Below are 15993 nucleotides of genomic sequence, written 5' to 3'. Positions count from 1 at the left end.
CGGCCGGACATCGTCGCAGTCATCCGATGCCTGACAAGATCCGGAGGAAACCCCCGATGAGCGCCATACAGACCCAGCAGCCATTGCTCGACACCCGCGAGATGCTGGTCATCCACTCCCTCTTCCGCCGTGAGATGCGCCTCGCCGGTGGACTCGTTCGCGGTGTGCCGGCCGGCGACGTCCGGCGCGCCGCCGAAGTCGCCGCCCATCTCGCCCTCATCGAGGACGTACTCCACCACCACCACACGGCGGAGGATGAGCTGCTCTGGCCGAAGTTGCTCGACCGCGTCGCCGACGAACTCGCCCCGATCGTGCGCTTGATGGAGGCGCAGCACGAGCAGGTGGACCACCTACTGGTACGCATCGGCGCGCTCCGGCCACGATGGGCGCAACAGCCGGCCGCCGCCCAAGGCAAGGAGCTCGCGGACTGCTACGACCAGTTGTACGCGGGCCTGTCCGAACACCTCGACGCCGAGGAAGCCCGGGTGCTACCCCTCGTCGCCCGGTGCATCACGCCGAAGGAGTGGGCCGCGTTGGGCGACGCCGGGCGCAACGGCATCCCGCGCAAGCACACGGCGCTGGTGTTCGGGATGATGATGTACGAAGGGGCCCCGGAGGTCGTCGCGACCATGCTCGCCCCGGCGCCGCTCCCGGTCAGGGTGCTCGTTCCGCGCCTGGGCCGGCGCGCATTCCGCAAGCACGCGCTCGCGATCCACGGGTCGGCCACCCCGTGACCACTCGCGTGATCGAACGACGGGTGCGGACCGCGGTGACGCGGTCCGCACCCTCCGGCGCTGGTCACACTCGGCGACATGGCCACGTAGGCAGTCCAGCTTCGAAGCCGGCCGCATTCGGCAAAGGCAGGGCCCGCAGTGGCGAGCCCTGCCTTTGCGCGTGAAGTGTTCCCCTTGGCGCGGGTGTTACTTCCGGCGTCCAAGTGAAGTCACGGTGTTCTCCACAGCAGCCAGGTGAAGCTTCATCGCATCAGCCGCCGCTTGAGCGTTGCGCTCCGAGATGGCCGCAAGGATCGCGTCGTGCTCGTCGGCCGCCCGAGCCGCCCGGCCCGGAACGATTGCCGCGGCTATGGCCTGCTCCTGCAGAACCGTGCGGAGTTCTGAGACCAGCCGAGGGAACAGAGGGTTGGCGGTCGCCGTGGCGATGGCCACGTGGAAGTCGGCATCGATGCCGACCCGCACGGAGGGATCCTCCTCCTCACGAAACTTTGTGAGCAGCGCGGTCATCGCCTTGAGGTCTGCCCGGGAACGGCGCTCCGCCGCGAGGGCGGCCAGTGGCACCTCCAACGTCTTGCGCACCTCGTGCAGGTCGCGAGGAAGGTACTTACCGGTCAGCAGCTGGGACGGCGCGAACTGCGCGTCGACGAAGGTGCCCTTGCCAGCATATGAACGGGTGAGACCAAGCGCGTTCACACTGTGGAGCGCTTCACGGATCACCGAACGGCTGACCGCGAATGATTTGGCCAGCTCGGCTTCGGAGGGCAGCCGCTGGCCAACTGCGAACTCACCCGACTCGATCAGTTCAACGAGTTGCGATCGCACGTGTTCCGCGGCTGTCCGCTGCGCGACAGGGATCACCTTCACGGCTGCCAGGTTAACAGGCTGCCGGGCAGCTGACCGGTCAGAGCTAGGCATCGATTCGCACTGGCGCTGACCAGGTCGACTCGCACGGGCTGCCCGAGGCATACACCAGCGAGCGAGTCGAGAGATCCATCACTATCCCAGCGACCGTGCAGGTGCGCTCGGCAGGGGGTTGGGTCGCGTCCGGGTGTTGGCACACGCTGTCTGGCGCGTCTTCGTGGTCGGCGAGCGCCTCCTGCAAGCTCTCGATCGTGTGCGTGCGATGTTGCTGCACGCGCGCTGTCAGGTGGTGCAGCCGGTTGCGCGTGTGCGCCTTTCGCTCGAGGTAGCGGTCGACCTTGGTGAGACCGTCGACCAGGAAGTGGTTGGCGTGCGTGACCGCACCGTCGACGGGCATGATCGCGCCACACGCACCATCGCCTGGTCCGGTCTCCACGTCCACACAGAACCCGCCCGCGTCGGCGATGAGATAGTTTGCGGAGTTGGCTCGTGATGTCGACTTGATCCGCTGTGCGGCCTCCGCACCGCTGTCACTGTCGAGAACTGATCGCAGCAGCACGTGGTATGGAACGCCGAACCGACCCTCGTCCCCGTCCGAGATGAGGGTGTTGGTGCACAGGCCGACACCGCTGGAGTTGATCCCAACCTTCGCCAGCATCCCGGCCTCGACCACCGTGACGAAGTCCGGGCCGTCGTCACGAAGCACTTGGAGCACGATCGCGGTTTCCCGGGCTCCCTCGATCCAGTCCCAGTTCTGACCCATCAACGTGACACCGGAAGCCGTGCGTTCGGGTGTCAACGCGAACGACGTGCACTCGGTGGCCGCGACGGCCCTGGCACGTCCCGGAGCTGCGAACATGATCTCGCTGCGGGTGTTCAGGGCCAGGATGTCGGCCACCTCGACGCCGGCCCCGCGGGCGATCGCCCGGATCTCGCGCGCGGACGCGGGTGAGAAGTCCTCGATGGGATCGGCGAACCGGAGTGCATGTCGTCGCACGGTTGCCCATTCCCACGACGCGTAGTGCATGAACACGTCGGCATAGGTCCGCAACGCGAGCTCAATCCGAGTCCTCGCGGCGAGACCGTACTGGTGTCCCCGCTCGTCCGGGTCGCCCGTGACGGTCACGATGTCGTACCCGGAGGCGACTGTCCGCGCCATTCCCGCACCTCACTGTAGGTCCTAGTTCCGCCTGCCTAGCAGGCTATCAGGTTGTATGACAGGTTGTCGCTCTTGACGAGGAACCATTGCTACACTCCTGCCTGGCTGTCAGACAGGAGGTGCTTGATGCGGGTAGATCTTCCCCTCGATCAGCTCATGGAGTACGAGTACCCGTACCCCGAGCCGGATGACTTCGACTCCTTCTGGAGTCGGACACTGCACGAACAGCGCGCCCATCCCCTTGATCCGCGCTTTGCCCTGGTGGACGCGCTGGTGCGGACCGTCGACGTGTACGACGTCACCTTCGCCGGGTACGCCGGGGACGACGTGAAGGGGTGGCTGCTCCTTCCGCACGAACGAACCGGCCCCCTGCCCCTCGTGGTGGAGTACCTGGGATACGGCAGCGGACGCGGGCACCCGGTTGAGTCCCTCGCCTACGCCAGTGCCGGGTTCGCACACGCCATCATGGACTCCCGCGGACAGGGCAGTGCTCTGCGTGCCGGCCACACCGCTGACCCGCATGGGGCGGGACCCTCCGCGCCAGGGTTCATGACCCGGGACATCCTCGACCCCGAGCGCTACTACTACCGCCGCCTGTTCACCGACGCGTACCGATTCGTCGATGCCGTGGCAACCCACGAAGCCGTGGCCCACGACCAGGTCGTGGTGACGGGACGCAGCCAGGGCGGTGCCATGGCGCTCGTGGCAGCCGGCTTGCGCGACGATGTGCGGCTGGCGATGCCTCATGTGCCATTCCTGTCCGCCTTCCGGCGAGCGCTACAGGTGACGGACCACAGTCCCCACGGGGAAATCGTCAAATGGCTGGCCGCCCACCGTGATTCTGTGGAGCGAACATTCGAGACGCTTGCCTATTTCGACGCCGTATCCTTCGCCCGGCGGGCCACCTGCCGCGGCGAATTCTGTGTCGCCCTTCACGACGTCGTGAGCCCGCCCTCCACCGTCTTTGCTGCGTACAATGCCTTTGCCGGGCCCAAGGAAATGACAGTGTGGCAGTTCAACGGCCACGAGGCGGGAGGGCCCGACGACACCCTGCGAACCATTCGAGCCGTCCGAAAGCTGGTGCGATGACCATCGTCGACTTTCACCACCACGCACCATTGGCGTCCTATGTCAGCCGGTTGACCGCGCTGGGAATCCAGGCTCAACCCGGCGCCCCATTTCCGGTGTGGGAACCCGCGGACTCAGTCCGGGTGATGGACCGGTTAGGCATCGACCTGGCCGTCCTGTCCGTCGCTTCACCTGGGTTCTACTTCGGCGATCAGACTTTCACCACAGACCTGTGTCAAGACACCAATGACGAGCTGACCGAAGTGGTCCGCGACGGCGACGGGCGGTTCGCGGCAGTCGCATGCCTCCCACTGCCTTCGGTCGACGCCGCGCTCGCCGAGGTCGAGCGGGTGTTCGACCGACCGGAGTTCGTCGGCGTCGGCCTGCTCACCAGCTACGCCGGGTCATACGTCGGCCACCCCCGATTTGACGGCCTTCTGGAGGCTCTAAACGACCGCGGTGCTCTTGTGCTTGTGCACCCGGTGCTGCCCGCGTGGTGGCCCGAGGGTGAGATCCCCATTCGGCCCTCGGTACTGGAGTACCTCTTCGACTCGACGCGCCTCATCACGAATCTTCTCCTCACTGATGTGCCGCGCAGATTTCCGCGAATCCGGTGGACCTTCTCGCACTGCGGCGGCGCGATGCCTGCCGTCGCTCCACGCATGGTTCTGGCCGAAGGCATGCCGGAGCTCACGAACGTCGGTCCGCAAGGTGTCCTGCACGCTCTGGCAGCTTTCAGCTATGACACGGCCCTTTCCCACACCGCTGCCGACCTCGGCGCACTGCTGTCCTTCATCGACGACACGCGGGTGGTACTCGGCACGGACTTCCCGTTCTCATCGGCCGGCGAGGTGGCTGAGCGTTTCGCCCTCTTGTCCGAATTCCTCGGCGACACGCGCCGTTCCGCAGTGTTCAGCGCGAACGCCCGTGCACTCCTCGGTGACCGCAGGACCGTCGACTGACGATCGTTTGAACGTGGTGCGGCAACCCGGGTTCCGTAGTTCGTAGCGACACGTGGAAGGTGGCGTGTGTCTACGCCGTCCCGGCCTTTCCTGGTCTTGATCAGGCAGGGTCGGAGGCGGTGACCCGGGCTGGCGGTTGGATGGAAAGCGCCTGGTAGATGGCCTTCTGCTCGGGAGTGAGCGGGGTGGTCTGCGTGACCGTGCCGGCCGGGCCGGCGAGGGTCACCTGGATGATTCGCCCGAGTTGCCGGTTGATGTCTCGCCAGGTTTGACCGCTGGAGCGTTCGGCGACGCGGGTCAGCAGCAGTGCCAGCCAGCAGATCAGCACGTGCGCGCGGATGCGGTGTTCCAGACGGTGGAAGACCGGGCGGAGCAGCAGCTGTGTCTTGAGGTCACGGAAGCCGCGTTGGGCTTCCAGGAGGTTCTTGTAGCTCAGGACGACGTCTTCGGCGCTGATGTCCGGGTCGGAGGTGGCGATGAGGTACTTGCCGTCCAGTCTGGCCTCGGCCTTGACCTTCGCCCTGTTGAGCTTCAGGCGTCCGTTGGGCTGCTGGACCAGCCAGCGGCCGAGGGTGGGGTGATCGCGTAGCGCGCACTCGGCACGCACGTGGGCGGCTTCGTTGCGGGCCCGGATCCTGTCGCCGCGCGGACGGCCGGCGTCACGGGCGCGCTGCTCGGCGATGCGGGCCAGTTCGACCTGGAGGCGAGCGATCACCTCGTCGCGGTGCTGCTGATCGCGCTGCGCCTGGTCGAGGTTGTGGCAGATGACGAACCGGGCGTCCTGACCGTCGAGACGGACTTCCTTGACGCGCAGATTCTCGCGGACGTGCTGGTAACGGCCCTGGCGGGACAGCACGGCCTCGACGAGGGGGTTGCCGGCGCGCATGCGCATCCCGGCGATGTAGTGTCCGCCGGTGCGGCGCAGATAGGCCAGGCTGTCCGCGCTGGAGAAGTCACGGTCGGCCACGGTGATGACCCGGCCCAGCTTCCAGTCCCGCAGGTCGTCGCGGACCTTGGCCAGGACTGACGGTTCACTGGCGTTGCCCGGCCAGCACCAGCAGCGCGCCGGGATGCCTTCCTTGGTCACGGCCAGACCGATGACGATCTGCGGCAGGTCGCCGCCGCTGTCTTCGTCGTCGCGTTCGAAGTTGGTGGTGTCGAAGAACAGCAGGTCGACTTCCAGGTTGAGCAGGTTGGCCACGGCGAAGAACACCGACTCCTGCACCCGGTCATTGGTGTCGGCGTCGACGAGGAGGTCCATCGCCCGGTAGGCGTGATCTTCGTCCATCGTGGACAATCCTGGGACGGCGGCGTCCTCACGCACCCATTCGGCGGCGGACAGCTTGCTCATCGGCGCGATCGCCCGGTTGGCGACCAGCGCGAACAGCACCCGTTCCATATTGGTGGTGAACCGCCGCGCGTCGGTGGCCGCTCGCACTGCCGCGCCCACGTCGAGGCGGTGCCACAGCCCGTCGAGCAGCCAGGTGGCCCCGATGGTCCGGGCGTCGACGACCTCCAGCGGCATGGAACCGGCGGCCGCGTCCGCTTCTGCGGCGTCGGCCGGCCCGTCGCCGTCGCCGAAGCGCCTGCCGATCGACGCGGCCAGCCGCCGCAGGCCGGCCACGTCGACCTGGTCGACCCGGCCCAGGTTCATCAGCACGTCCGGCTTGATCCGCCCGTCCACCCGCCGGTTGTGCGCCAGGGCTACGTAGCGCACCACCGTGCCGTCGGCGTTGGTCCGCGACGTGAACCGCAGGAACATGACTACGACTCAACCACCCTTGACCTGACAGCACAAGGACAGCGCGCGAGTCGTGTTACTACACTTTCAGCCCTCCGAGCCGCTCCACCACCGCCGGCGACCCCCTGACCAGCAGCGGTCCAAGACCGATCACGCCCGTGTGTCTACGAACCACGGAACTCGGACGCAAGGAAACTTCATAACGAACATAGCGGAGGCTCTTGCGATCCACCTCACTACGGTGCACCCTGGTGGCAACCTATAGGGCTGTCTGACAGCCGGGCAGGTCGACAAGTCGTACGGAGGCATCGCGAACCCCGCGTTAGCAGGTGTTCGGTCCCAGTAGAGGAGAGCACGGATGCGTGCAAGGAACATTTGGCTCGGCCGTGCCGCCGTTGCCATTGGGCTGACGGGGGCCCTCGCCCTCTCAGCCTGCGGTAAGGCGAATGACTCGAGCGAAACCGCCTCGGGCGAGATCAAGGGAACGATCGACTTCTGGATGGGCGACCCCATCGGGGACACCCAGCAGCCGATCATGCAGAAGCTGGCGAACGACTACGCCGCAGCACATCCAGGGACCAAGGTGAACCTCCGATTCCTCGGAAAGGACGCACACCAGACGTACCTGACCTCGATCGCCGGCGGCAGCGTTCCCTGTGTCGCACTCATCGGCAACACCTGGACCCCCGAATTCGCGGCACTGAACGCCCTCGAGGTATACGCGGACGACCCCAAGACTCTCCGGGGCACCTACGTGCCCGGCATGATCGACTCGACCATCTTCAAGGGCAAGTCGTACGCGGTTCCCTACGACACCGGCGTCCGCGCCCTGATCTACCGCAAGGACCTGCTCGAGTCGATCGGCAAGTCCACGGCACCCACCACCTGGGAGGAGCTGCGCGCGGACGCCCTGGCCATTCAGGCGAAGAACAAGGATGTCAACGGGTTCGGAATCATCGGTGGCGCCCACTGGTACTACCTGCCGCTGATCTGGAACTGGGGCGGGGAGATCGCCAAGCAGAACGGTGACAAGTGGGTGTCCGAGGCCGGGTCACCGCAGGCCGTCCAGGCGTTCCAGTTCTACGCCGACCTGCTGAACAAGGATCAGCTGTCGCCCAAGGGCGCCTCCGCCTGGACCGCAGCCGACGTCGACAAGTCATTCGCCTTGGGCCAGACGGCGATGATGGTCGGCGGGTCGTGGGATCTGCGGACCATCCTCAAGCAGAACCCTGACCTGGAGAGCAAGCTGGCCACGGCCATCCTCCCCAAGGGCCCGGGTGGGAACAACGACACGTTCGCGGGCGGCAGCAACCTCGCCGTGTTCCGCGAGTGCAAGAACAAGCCGGTTGCGAACGACTTCGTGAAGTTCATGATGAACAAGGAAAACCTCGTGCCGGTCACCGCGAACCTGGGTCTGCTCCCGGCGACGAACGACGCGCTGGCACAGGAGAAGTCCACCGGATCCTTCTCCACCCCGCTGCTCAAGGCCTACGCCGAGCAGGCCGACCACACCCGTTCCATTCCCCCGGTGGCCAGCTGGGGCAAGGTGGAGGGAGCCAACGCCATCGTGAACGCCATGCAGTCGATCATGAGTGGTAAGAAGAGTGCCGATGACGCCATGAAGGAGCTCTCGGACCAGATCAACCAAGCCATTGCTTGAGATCGTGAAGACTACTATCCGTCGCGCAGTGTCCTCGGCCACCCCGAGGGCACTGCGCGGGCAGCACAGCCTTGAGAAGAGACTCCTGCCGTGGGCCTTTCTGACACCGCTGCTCGTCGTGATCGTCGGCGTTGTCGGATACCCGGTGGTACGTACGATCTGGCTGTCGTTCCACGAGGGTGAGTACCTGCAGAACGGACCGTTCGTCGGGCTGCAGAACTACCGCGACATCTTTGCCAACCCGTACTACACCGCCGCCCTCCTGCGCACGACAGTGTTCGCGGTCGCGGTGGTCGCCACCACGATCCTTTTGAGCCTGGCAATCGCCCTGGTCCTCGATGCCGCACCGCGCGCGGCCAAGGTGCTCAGCGTCATCGTGCTGCTCCCATGGGCAATGCCGCGGGTCGCGTCGGGCATCGTTTGGAAGTGGATGTTCGACGACCAGTACGGCGTGGTCAACTGGCTGCTGGTCAACGTGTTCGGAATCGACTCCTTCAACGGCTACTCCTGGTTCCGCACGGGTACGCCAGCCATGGTGGCCATCACGGTCGCCGTCGTCTGGCACTCGGTTCCCTTCGTGGCGGTTTCTTTGTTCGCCGGGCTACGAGGCACCCACGGTGAAGTGGTGGAGGCGGCACGGGTCGACGGCGCCAATGGCTGGCAGATCCTGCGACACATCCGGCTGCCCATGATCCGTCCCCTGCTCGTCGTGATGACCACGATCTCGACCATCTGGGCGTATCAGTCCTTCGACCATTTCCTTGTGATGACCACACCACCTGGCGGCCCGAACCACTCGACTGAGGTGCTGTCCCTGCTGACCTGGCTCGAGGCCTTCGCGCAGCTCAACCAGGGCTCCGCCACGGCCATGGCCGTGGTCCTGTTCCTCATGCTGGCCGCGGTGAGCGTGCTGTACGTCCGGCTGAACCGGGAGGACGTTCGATGACTTCACTGTTGCGCCGTGGTGCGCTGTGCCTTCTGGTCGCCGTGATCGTGCTGAGCAGCCTTTTTCCGTTCTTCTGGATGCTGGTCACGTCGATCAAGCCCGACAACGAGCTGTTCACCCGCACCCCCCGCTTCATCGTCACGTCACCGACCGTGGAGCGATACACGCATCTGCTCGACGGCAACATCCCCACCCAATTCCGGAACTCCCTCATCGTTGCCGTGGCGACTACGGTCCTGACCGGCTTCATCGCCCTGCTGGCGGGCTATGCCTTGGCCCGCTACCGGCTGCGGACGCGGCACATCCTCACGGTCGTCATCCTCGTCACGCAGCTGCTCCCACAGACCATCCTCGTCATCCCGTTGTTCACGCTGTTCCGCAACGCCGACCTGCTCAACACATTTCAAGGGCTGACCTTGAGCCACCTGGCCCTGACCCTGGGCCTGTGCACGTTCATGCTGCGATCGTTCATCGTCGACATCCCGTTCGAACTCGAAGAGGCCGCCCTGGTCGACGGGGCGAGCCGGCTGCGAACCGTATGGTCGATCGTGTTTCCCCTGGCCTGGCCGGGGTTGGCCGCGAGCTCCGTCTACGCGTTCATCACATCGTGGAACGAACTCATGTTCTCGGCGACGTACATGCAGCGGCCGGAGATCGAAACGCTCCCGGTCGCCCTGCAGCAGTACTTCTCCAGCTACTACACGGACTGGGGAGGAGTGATGGCAGCGAGCGTGATCTTCACTATCCCTGTGGTGATCTTCTTCCTCTTCGTGCAGAAGAGGCTGATGCAGGGGATGGCATCGGGTGCGATGAAGGGCTGACGGTCGGCGGCGCCGCCTTGGCTCAGAACCGGAACAGCGACGCCTGGAACCGGTAGGCGTCCCCGCGATACAGCTGAAGGCCCACGTCAAAGCACTGGTCGTGCTGGTCGAAAGTCTTCTGATAACCGACCAGCACCGGATCGCCGGGCTCGAGTCCGAGCAGCTTGGCCTCCCTGGCTTTGACCGCCTCCGCCGCAAGCTCGTAGTCACACCGGCTGGCGGCAATGTCGTAACGGTCGCGCAGCACGTCGTAGAGCGACTGGCCGGTGAAGTCGATGTCCTCGATGCCGGGGACCCGCGAGGCGTCGAGGCACGAGTCGTCGACGCTGAGCGGCGACCCGTCCAGGAACCTGACCCGGCGCAGGTCGACCACCGGCTGGGACGTGTCGATTCCCAGGACCTCCGCTTCGGCCAATGTGGGCTGGCGAACCGTGGCCCGCATGACCCGGGACGACGCTTCCATGCCGCGCTCACGTGCGACCTCGCTGAGCCCACGCAGCCGGTTGGGCTCGTGCACGAGCCGGTTTTCGGCGACGAACCAGCCGCGCTGTGGTGATGGCATGATCCGTCCGGCATCGGCCAGGGCGCTGAGCACCTGTCGCAGCGTCGCACGACTGACCCCAAGCTCGGCCGCCAAGGTGCGCTCACCGGGCAACCGCGTGCCGGCCGGGAACTGCCCCAAGGTCAACGCTTCCTGGAGAACACGGTAGGCCTCGACCGCGTTGTTGCGGCCCTCCACCCGGGCCGGGGAGACCTTGAGGTCGAGTGCCTTCACCACGGCTGCCCCTCCTTGGTTCGTTTCTGCGCTGCGGTGCGCTGGCCGGGATGCATCCTAGCGCCAGGCCACCCGCTCCCGGGAGTCGCTTGTTTCGCAGGCCGGAATCGTTTGACACGGTCGACCCGATCCATCAGACTGGTTCAGTATATGGACCAGTTAGCCTCACGCGCTTGACTGGACTCAACGCGAAAGCGTCCGACCCGAGAAGGCGATATGACAGACGAGACCACCCGCGAGCCGGTAGTCCTTCGATACCAAGACATCGAGCGGCGCACCTGGGGTGACGAGACCACCGGACGGCTGTGCGACTGGTTCTACGCTGATGACGCAACGATGAACCTCAACATCGTCGGCATGCCACCGAACGGTTCCGCGATCTCCTCGCCCGCCAACCCGACCGTGTTCGGCGCGGACGAGCTCTTCTACGTGCTCGAGGGGCGCATGGTCCAGAGCAACCCGGTCACCGGCGAGGTCTTCGTCGTCAACCCCGGTGAGGCCATCTTCTTCCGCAAGGACACCTGGCACTACCAGTGGAACCACAGCAACGAGCAGCTGCGGATGCTCGAGTTCTTCCAGCCCGCTCCCAAGTCCGGAACGGGCGGCGCCTACGCTCGCGCCCAACCCCCGCTTGACGGTCCGCCGAAGCAGGGTCAGGACGAGCTGCTCGGAAACTGGCCGATGGCCCGCGACACCCCTCGCGAGAAGACCACATGGATGATCCGGGAGGCCGACATCCTCTGGCGCATGGAAGGCGCCATTCGGGGTCGCGAGATCCTCGTGGGAATCCTGGCCAGCACGGAACACCTCACCGCCGGGAAGATGTCGTTCCTGGGCGGCCAGCGAAGTGGCGTATACAACCACGGCGCGGACAAGGTGGTCTTCGTGGAGTCAGGCAACCTGCACGTCGAGTTCTCCGGCACGAAGAAGTGGGTCGAGCTGAACCCCTGGGACGGTGTGCGAATCCCGGCCGGCACGGAGCACTCGTTCTACAACATGAGCCACAACCCCGCCTCGTGCATCTTCTCGGTGGCCGGCGAATACCGGCCGGGCTGCGTTGGCTGACCTCGCGGTCGACGGCGGTCACGACACCCTCGTGGCCGCCGTCGACTGGGGTGGGACTTGGATCAGGGTGGCCGCCGTGTCGGGCGGCAGGATCGTGCGCAAGGACCGGCGCGCCAAGCCGAAGAGCCTGGCAGAACAGTACGCCACCGTCGCGGACATGGTCCTGCACACCACCTCACACCTCGGCCAGCTTCCTACGGCGGTGGGTGTAGGACTCGCGGGTGTGGTCCAGGAAGGTGTCGTTGGCACCGCACATAACCTCGGTTTCACCGACGGGACCGACATCGCGGCCGCGCTGCGTCCGCACCTGCCACTGCCCGCCTACCTGCTCAATGACGTCCAGGCCACGGCACTGGGCGTGGCAGCGCGCTGGCCGCACGGGACGACCGCCGTCCTAGCCATGGGTACCGGCATCGGCGGAGCTGTGGTCAAGGACGGTTCGCTGCACCCCGGACTCGGAGGAGCCGGTGACTTCGGCCACGTGGTGATCGATGTCGACGGCCCACGCTGCCCGTGCGGCGGCACTGGCTGCCTGGAGGTGCTGGTCTCCGGACGGACCTTGGCCGAGGCCGCGAACGCACTCGCGGAGGCAGGGTTGAGTCCCCTGCTCGCCGCGCGCGCCCGGAGTGGACGCGTCCTGCACGCCGGAGACCTTCAAGACGCCGCCCAGGACGGCGACAGCCGCGCGACCGAGATACTCAACCGGTCCGCGATCGCATTTTCCGCCGGCATACGCACGATCGTCGCGACGCACGATCCGCACCGCATCGTCCTGGCCGGTGCGACGCTGGCCCCGACCACATGGTTCGGCCGAGCGATGCGAGCGCACTGGGACCTCACCCGGCCGCACTGGGCCCGAACCGAGCTGCACCACGTGGAGCAGGACGAGGACGCGGCACTGCTTGGGGCCGCGTCGTACGCACTCGACAGATTCACCGCTGCCCAGTCCGGCTCCTGACCCACCGCGTCCGAACCGCAGCCCGCCTGCCGCCGAGGCCCGTCACCCATCAATCAACATCTACATAACGAACCCGGGCCAAGCGGTTGCCGCGGCTCATGGCGGACCTTCCCAGCCACACAATCGTGTGGCACACTGCAACTGGTTCATGTATTAGACCAGTTCCCTGAGAGGCCAGGTCACTCCTCATGACTTTGTCCAATCGTTCGATCGTCGTCTTCGCCTTCGACGGCTACCAGGAGCTCGAGTTCTGGTACCCAGTCCTGCGCGCCAGGGAGGAGGGGGCGGAGGTCAAGGTCGTCGGTCCAGGGGAGGACCCGTGTGAGAGCCACCTGGGATACCCGATCCTCGGGGACACGGCCGCAGACGAAGTCGTGTCCGAGGCGGTGGACGCGCTCGTAGTGCCGGGAACCGTTGTTGGCCGCCCGGCAGTCAGCGAAGCGCAGGTGTCTCTCCTCAGGCGGTTGCACGCCGCGGAGGTGCCCATTTTCGCGAGCGGCACTGGTGCTCACCTGGTTCGGGAACTCGTCCTCGACGTCGATCCCGACCGTGTCGCGGTGGACGCTGATTCCCTTCCCTCCCTGGTCACCCGGCTGCGCGCCGAGCTGGCCGGCTGAGCCACCGTTCGTCGACGTCAAAGGAGAGTTCGTCATGGACATCTTCCGAACCGTGCTGGGTGACGTCCCGGCCGAGGAGACCGGCCGCATCCTCACCCATGAGCACCTGCTCTACGGGTACCCAGGGGCCGAGCTGGACCACCGGACCGTATTCGACCACCCCGCCGCCGTGGAACGGGTCAGCAGCCAGATCACCGATGGCATGCTCCCCCACGGATACAAAACCCTCATCGACATGACCCCGGCGGAGGTCGGCCGTCACCCGCAGTTCATGGTGGACGTCGCCAAGCGCACCGGCATCAACGTAGTGGCGATCACCGGGTTCTTCCCGGAACGCATGGGCGTGCCCTACTACTGGCGCCGGCAGACCATCGAGGAGCTCACAGAGTTCTTCGTGCGGGACCTCACCGAGGGCATGGTGTTCGCGTGGCAGCAGACGCCGTACAAGGCCGGCGCCATCAAGATCGCCACCGGCCAGGAGAGCGTCTTCCCCAAGCCGAGCCCGCTGGGCGCGTACGGTCGCTACGTCCACGAAGTGGAGGACCGCCTGATCCGGGCCGCAGGCAGGGCGGCCATGGAAACCGGCTGCGCCATCAACACGCACATCGACCCGATGGACTTCGAGGTCACCAACCCCGGACGCGAGCAGCTCGAAATCCTCGACGAGGTCGGCATGGACCTGTCAAAGGTGATCATCGGCCATGCCTTCGTGCCACCTCAGCTCGGCATGATCCGCGAGGTGCTCAAGATGGGCGCGAACGTCCAGCTCGACCACATCGGCATTCCCTGGCGCATCAGTAGCGCGGAAGAGCTGGACGAGGCGATGGCCAATGCCCTCGTGGAGCTCATCGAGGACGGCTACGTGGATCGGATCGTCCTCACGTTCGATCGGTGGTTCTTCAACCCCCGTGCGAAGGTCACCGAGTCCGACCCGCAGCTGGAGAACGAGAAAGTCGACCTCAACTACATGTTCACCAGCTGGGTTCCGCGCTTGAAGTCCAAGGGCGTCACCGACGAACAGCTCGACAAGATCATGATTCACAACCCTCGACGCATCTTTTCGATTGCGGTCTGACGGAGGACTGGATGGAACTGCAGAAGGCTCGAGTCGCTGTCCTTGCCGAGAACCTGTACCAGGAGCTGGAGCTGTGGTATCCGGTCCTGCGGCTGCGTGAGGCCGGTGTGAAGGTCACGATCGTAGGCTCCCGCGCTGGGGAGGTGTACGGGAGCAAGCTGGGCTACCCGGCTGTGGCCGAAGTCGGCATCGCGGATGTGTCGGCAGACGACTTCGACGCGGTGATCGTGCCGGGCGGCTTTTCACCCGAGTACCTGCGCAGGGAACCGCGCTTTGTCGAGCTCGTTCGCACCCTGGATCAGCGTGGCGCCCCAGTCGCGGCGATCTGCCACGCGGGGTGGCTGCTGGCGAGCGCGGACATCGTGAAGGGCCGTGCCGTCACGTCGGTCCCGGTCATCAAGGACGATGTGATTCACGCCGGTGGCGACTGGCGCAACGAGGCCGTCGTCGTCGACGGCAATCTCATCACGTCGCAACTGCCGAACGACCTGCCCCAGTTTCTGGCCCGGATCCTCGACGCCCTGGCCGACAGCAGCAGTGAGGGCGGTGACGTCCCGGCCGTCGTCCGCGATGCCACGCCGAGCTCGGCGGTGTACCGCGCGGCTGCCGTGGTGAAGAACCGTGCGGCCGGGCCGGGATCGGCCAACTACCGGGCGTACGCGGTGACGGGCGCGTGACCTGCGCGCTGGTCGCGGGCGGCGCCACTGGGATCGGACGTGCGACAGTGCAGGCTCTGCGCGCCGCCGGGACCGACGTTTACCTGGCCGACCTCAATGACTCGGCTGCGGCGGAGGTGGCGGCGCAGGAGGCTCCGGGCCGGATCGTCGTCGGGCATCACGACCTGGCCGACCGGCACGCGCCGAAGGCCGCCGTGGCCGCCGCCCTGCAGGCATTCGGGCGGCTCGACCACGTCGTCGTGACGGCCGGCCTGCACGTCGTCGCTCCCTTGGAGTCCTTCCAGGTCGAGGCGTGGGAGGCGACAATGGCGGTGAACGTGCGAGCCCCGTACCTGCTTGCGCAGGCGGCCATGGCGGCGCTGGCGGACACCCGCGGGAGCATCGTGTTCACGGGCTCGACCGCAGCTCACCGCGGCAGCCCCGGTACTTTTGCGTATGCCGCGTCCAAGGGTGCGCTCATCAGCCTGACCCGATCATTGGCGGTTGAGCTCGCGGGCAGCGGAGTTCGCGTCAACAGTGTGTGTCCTGGGTGGATCGACACCCCATTCAACGATCCGTACTGGAAGGCCCAGGCCGACGCGGAGGCAGCCGTGGACAGCGTTGTCGCGCGGGTGCCGTTGGGCCGGCAGGGCAATCCGGACGAGGTGGCCGCCCTCATCGTGCACCTGCTGAGTCCGGCCTCGGCATACGTCACGGGACAGTCCGTGGTCATCGATGGCGGCCTTCTCTCCGCCTGAGCATCCGGTGCGCAAGCTCCCGGCCGCGTTTCGAGCGGCCGGGCTGCTCGCCTTCTTCGTCTTGGTCTGCCCGACGCCCTTCTCGCATTCGCGTGGCCGCAGATCCGGCAGGTCTACGACCGGCTGCGGGATCCCTG

Annotated in this window: 16 protein-coding genes; 12 read left to right on the top strand and 4 right to left on the bottom strand. The window is 66.2% G+C overall.

Features of this window, described 5'->3' with window-relative positions; translation table 11 throughout:
• Positions 1-56: 56 nt before the first annotated feature.
• Positions 57-734, top strand: a complete 678-nt coding sequence (locus AB0367_RS01115) for a hemerythrin domain-containing protein (RefSeq protein WP_366224129.1) — start codon at positions 57-59, stop codon at positions 732-734.
• Positions 735-920: 186 nt separating this feature from the next.
• Here the strand turns inward: AB0367_RS01115 and AB0367_RS01110 are convergent, their stop codons facing one another.
• Positions 921-1598, bottom strand: coding sequence for a FadR/GntR family transcriptional regulator (locus AB0367_RS01110; protein WP_366224128.1), 678 nt, complete (start codon positions 1596-1598; stop codon positions 921-923).
• A 43-nt stretch (positions 1599-1641) separates the two neighbouring features.
• A complete protein-coding gene (locus AB0367_RS01105) occupies positions 1642-2721 on the bottom strand; it encodes a C45 family peptidase (protein WP_366224127.1) in 1080 nt (359 codons plus the stop codon).
• Between the two features lie 156 nt (positions 2722-2877).
• On the opposite strand from AB0367_RS01105, the gene AB0367_RS01100 reads away from it, so the two are divergent.
• Positions 2878-3843, top strand: a complete 966-nt coding sequence (locus AB0367_RS01100; protein WP_366224126.1) for an acetylxylan esterase — start codon at positions 2878-2880, stop codon at positions 3841-3843.
• The gene (locus AB0367_RS01095; RefSeq protein WP_366224125.1) at positions 3840-4784 is read left to right on the top strand and encodes an amidohydrolase family protein; all 945 of its coding nucleotides are present in this window, start codon (positions 3840-3842) and stop codon (positions 4782-4784) included. The genes AB0367_RS01100 and AB0367_RS01095 overlap by 4 nt, the downstream gene beginning before the upstream one ends.
• Before the next feature lie 100 nt (positions 4785-4884).
• Here AB0367_RS01095 and AB0367_RS01090 read toward each other — a convergent pair whose 3' ends face one another.
• Entirely contained in the window at positions 4885-6546 is a 1662-nt protein-coding gene (locus AB0367_RS01090) for an IS1634 family transposase (RefSeq protein WP_366224124.1), read from the bottom strand.
• A gap of 478 nt (positions 6547-7024) precedes the next feature.
• Between AB0367_RS01090 and AB0367_RS01085 the strand changes: the two genes are divergently transcribed.
• The 3 genes from AB0367_RS01085 to AB0367_RS01075 are packed head-to-tail and all read left to right on the top strand — an operon-like array spanning position 7025 to position 9952.
• On the top strand, positions 7025-8185 hold the full coding sequence (locus AB0367_RS01085) for an extracellular solute-binding protein (RefSeq protein WP_366224123.1): 1161 nt from the start codon (positions 7025-7027) through the stop codon (positions 8183-8185).
• Positions 8178-9131, top strand: coding sequence for a sugar ABC transporter permease (locus AB0367_RS01080; RefSeq protein WP_366224122.1), 954 nt, complete (start codon positions 8178-8180; stop codon positions 9129-9131). The genes AB0367_RS01085 and AB0367_RS01080 overlap by 8 nt, the downstream gene beginning before the upstream one ends.
• On the top strand, positions 9128-9952 hold the full coding sequence (locus AB0367_RS01075) for a carbohydrate ABC transporter permease (RefSeq protein ID WP_366224121.1): 825 nt from the start codon (positions 9128-9130) through the stop codon (positions 9950-9952). The genes AB0367_RS01080 and AB0367_RS01075 overlap by 4 nt, the downstream gene beginning before the upstream one ends.
• Before the next feature lie 22 nt (positions 9953-9974).
• Here the strand turns inward: AB0367_RS01075 and AB0367_RS01070 are convergent, their stop codons facing one another.
• Complete coding sequence (locus tag AB0367_RS01070) at positions 9975-10691, bottom strand: GntR family transcriptional regulator (protein WP_366224120.1); 717 nt, start codon at positions 10689-10691, stop codon at positions 9975-9977.
• Between the two features lie 252 nt (positions 10692-10943).
• On the opposite strand from AB0367_RS01070, the gene AB0367_RS01065 reads away from it, so the two are divergent.
• The 6 genes from AB0367_RS01065 to AB0367_RS01040 all read left to right on the top strand — a co-directional run bounded on the left by AB0367_RS01065 (position 10944) and on the right by AB0367_RS01040 (position 15856).
• Positions 10944-11792, top strand: a complete 849-nt coding sequence (locus tag AB0367_RS01065; protein ID WP_366224119.1) for a cupin domain-containing protein — start codon at positions 10944-10946, stop codon at positions 11790-11792.
• Positions 11785-12750 carry an ROK family protein gene (locus AB0367_RS01060; protein WP_366224118.1) on the top strand — a complete coding sequence of 322 codons (966 nt, stop codon included), beginning with the start codon at positions 11785-11787 and terminating at the stop codon, positions 12748-12750. Before AB0367_RS01065 ends, AB0367_RS01060 begins: the two co-directional genes overlap by 8 nt.
• Positions 12751-12938: 188 nt before the next feature.
• Positions 12939-13367, top strand: a complete 429-nt coding sequence (locus AB0367_RS01055) for a DJ-1/PfpI family protein (RefSeq protein ID WP_366224117.1) — start codon at positions 12939-12941, stop codon at positions 13365-13367.
• Between the two features lie 34 nt (positions 13368-13401).
• Positions 13402-14442, top strand: a complete 1041-nt coding sequence (locus AB0367_RS01050) for a hypothetical protein (protein WP_366224116.1) — start codon at positions 13402-13404, stop codon at positions 14440-14442.
• Positions 14443-14453: 11 nt separating this feature from the next.
• The gene (locus AB0367_RS01045) at positions 14454-15119 is read left to right on the top strand and encodes a type 1 glutamine amidotransferase domain-containing protein (RefSeq protein WP_366224115.1); all 666 of its coding nucleotides are present in this window, start codon (positions 14454-14456) and stop codon (positions 15117-15119) included.
• The gene (locus tag AB0367_RS01040) at positions 15116-15856 is read left to right on the top strand and encodes an SDR family oxidoreductase (RefSeq protein WP_366224114.1); all 741 of its coding nucleotides are present in this window, start codon (positions 15116-15118) and stop codon (positions 15854-15856) included. The genes AB0367_RS01045 and AB0367_RS01040 overlap by 4 nt, the downstream gene beginning before the upstream one ends.
• Positions 15857-15993 lie beyond the last annotated feature (137 nt).

This window comes from Dactylosporangium sp. NPDC051484, assembly GCF_040689395.1.
Classification (GTDB): Bacteria; Actinomycetota; Actinomycetes; order Mycobacteriales; family Micromonosporaceae; genus Dactylosporangium.
Note: the sequence above shows the minus strand (reverse complement) of the source record. Positions and strands in the feature narration are given on the sequence as shown.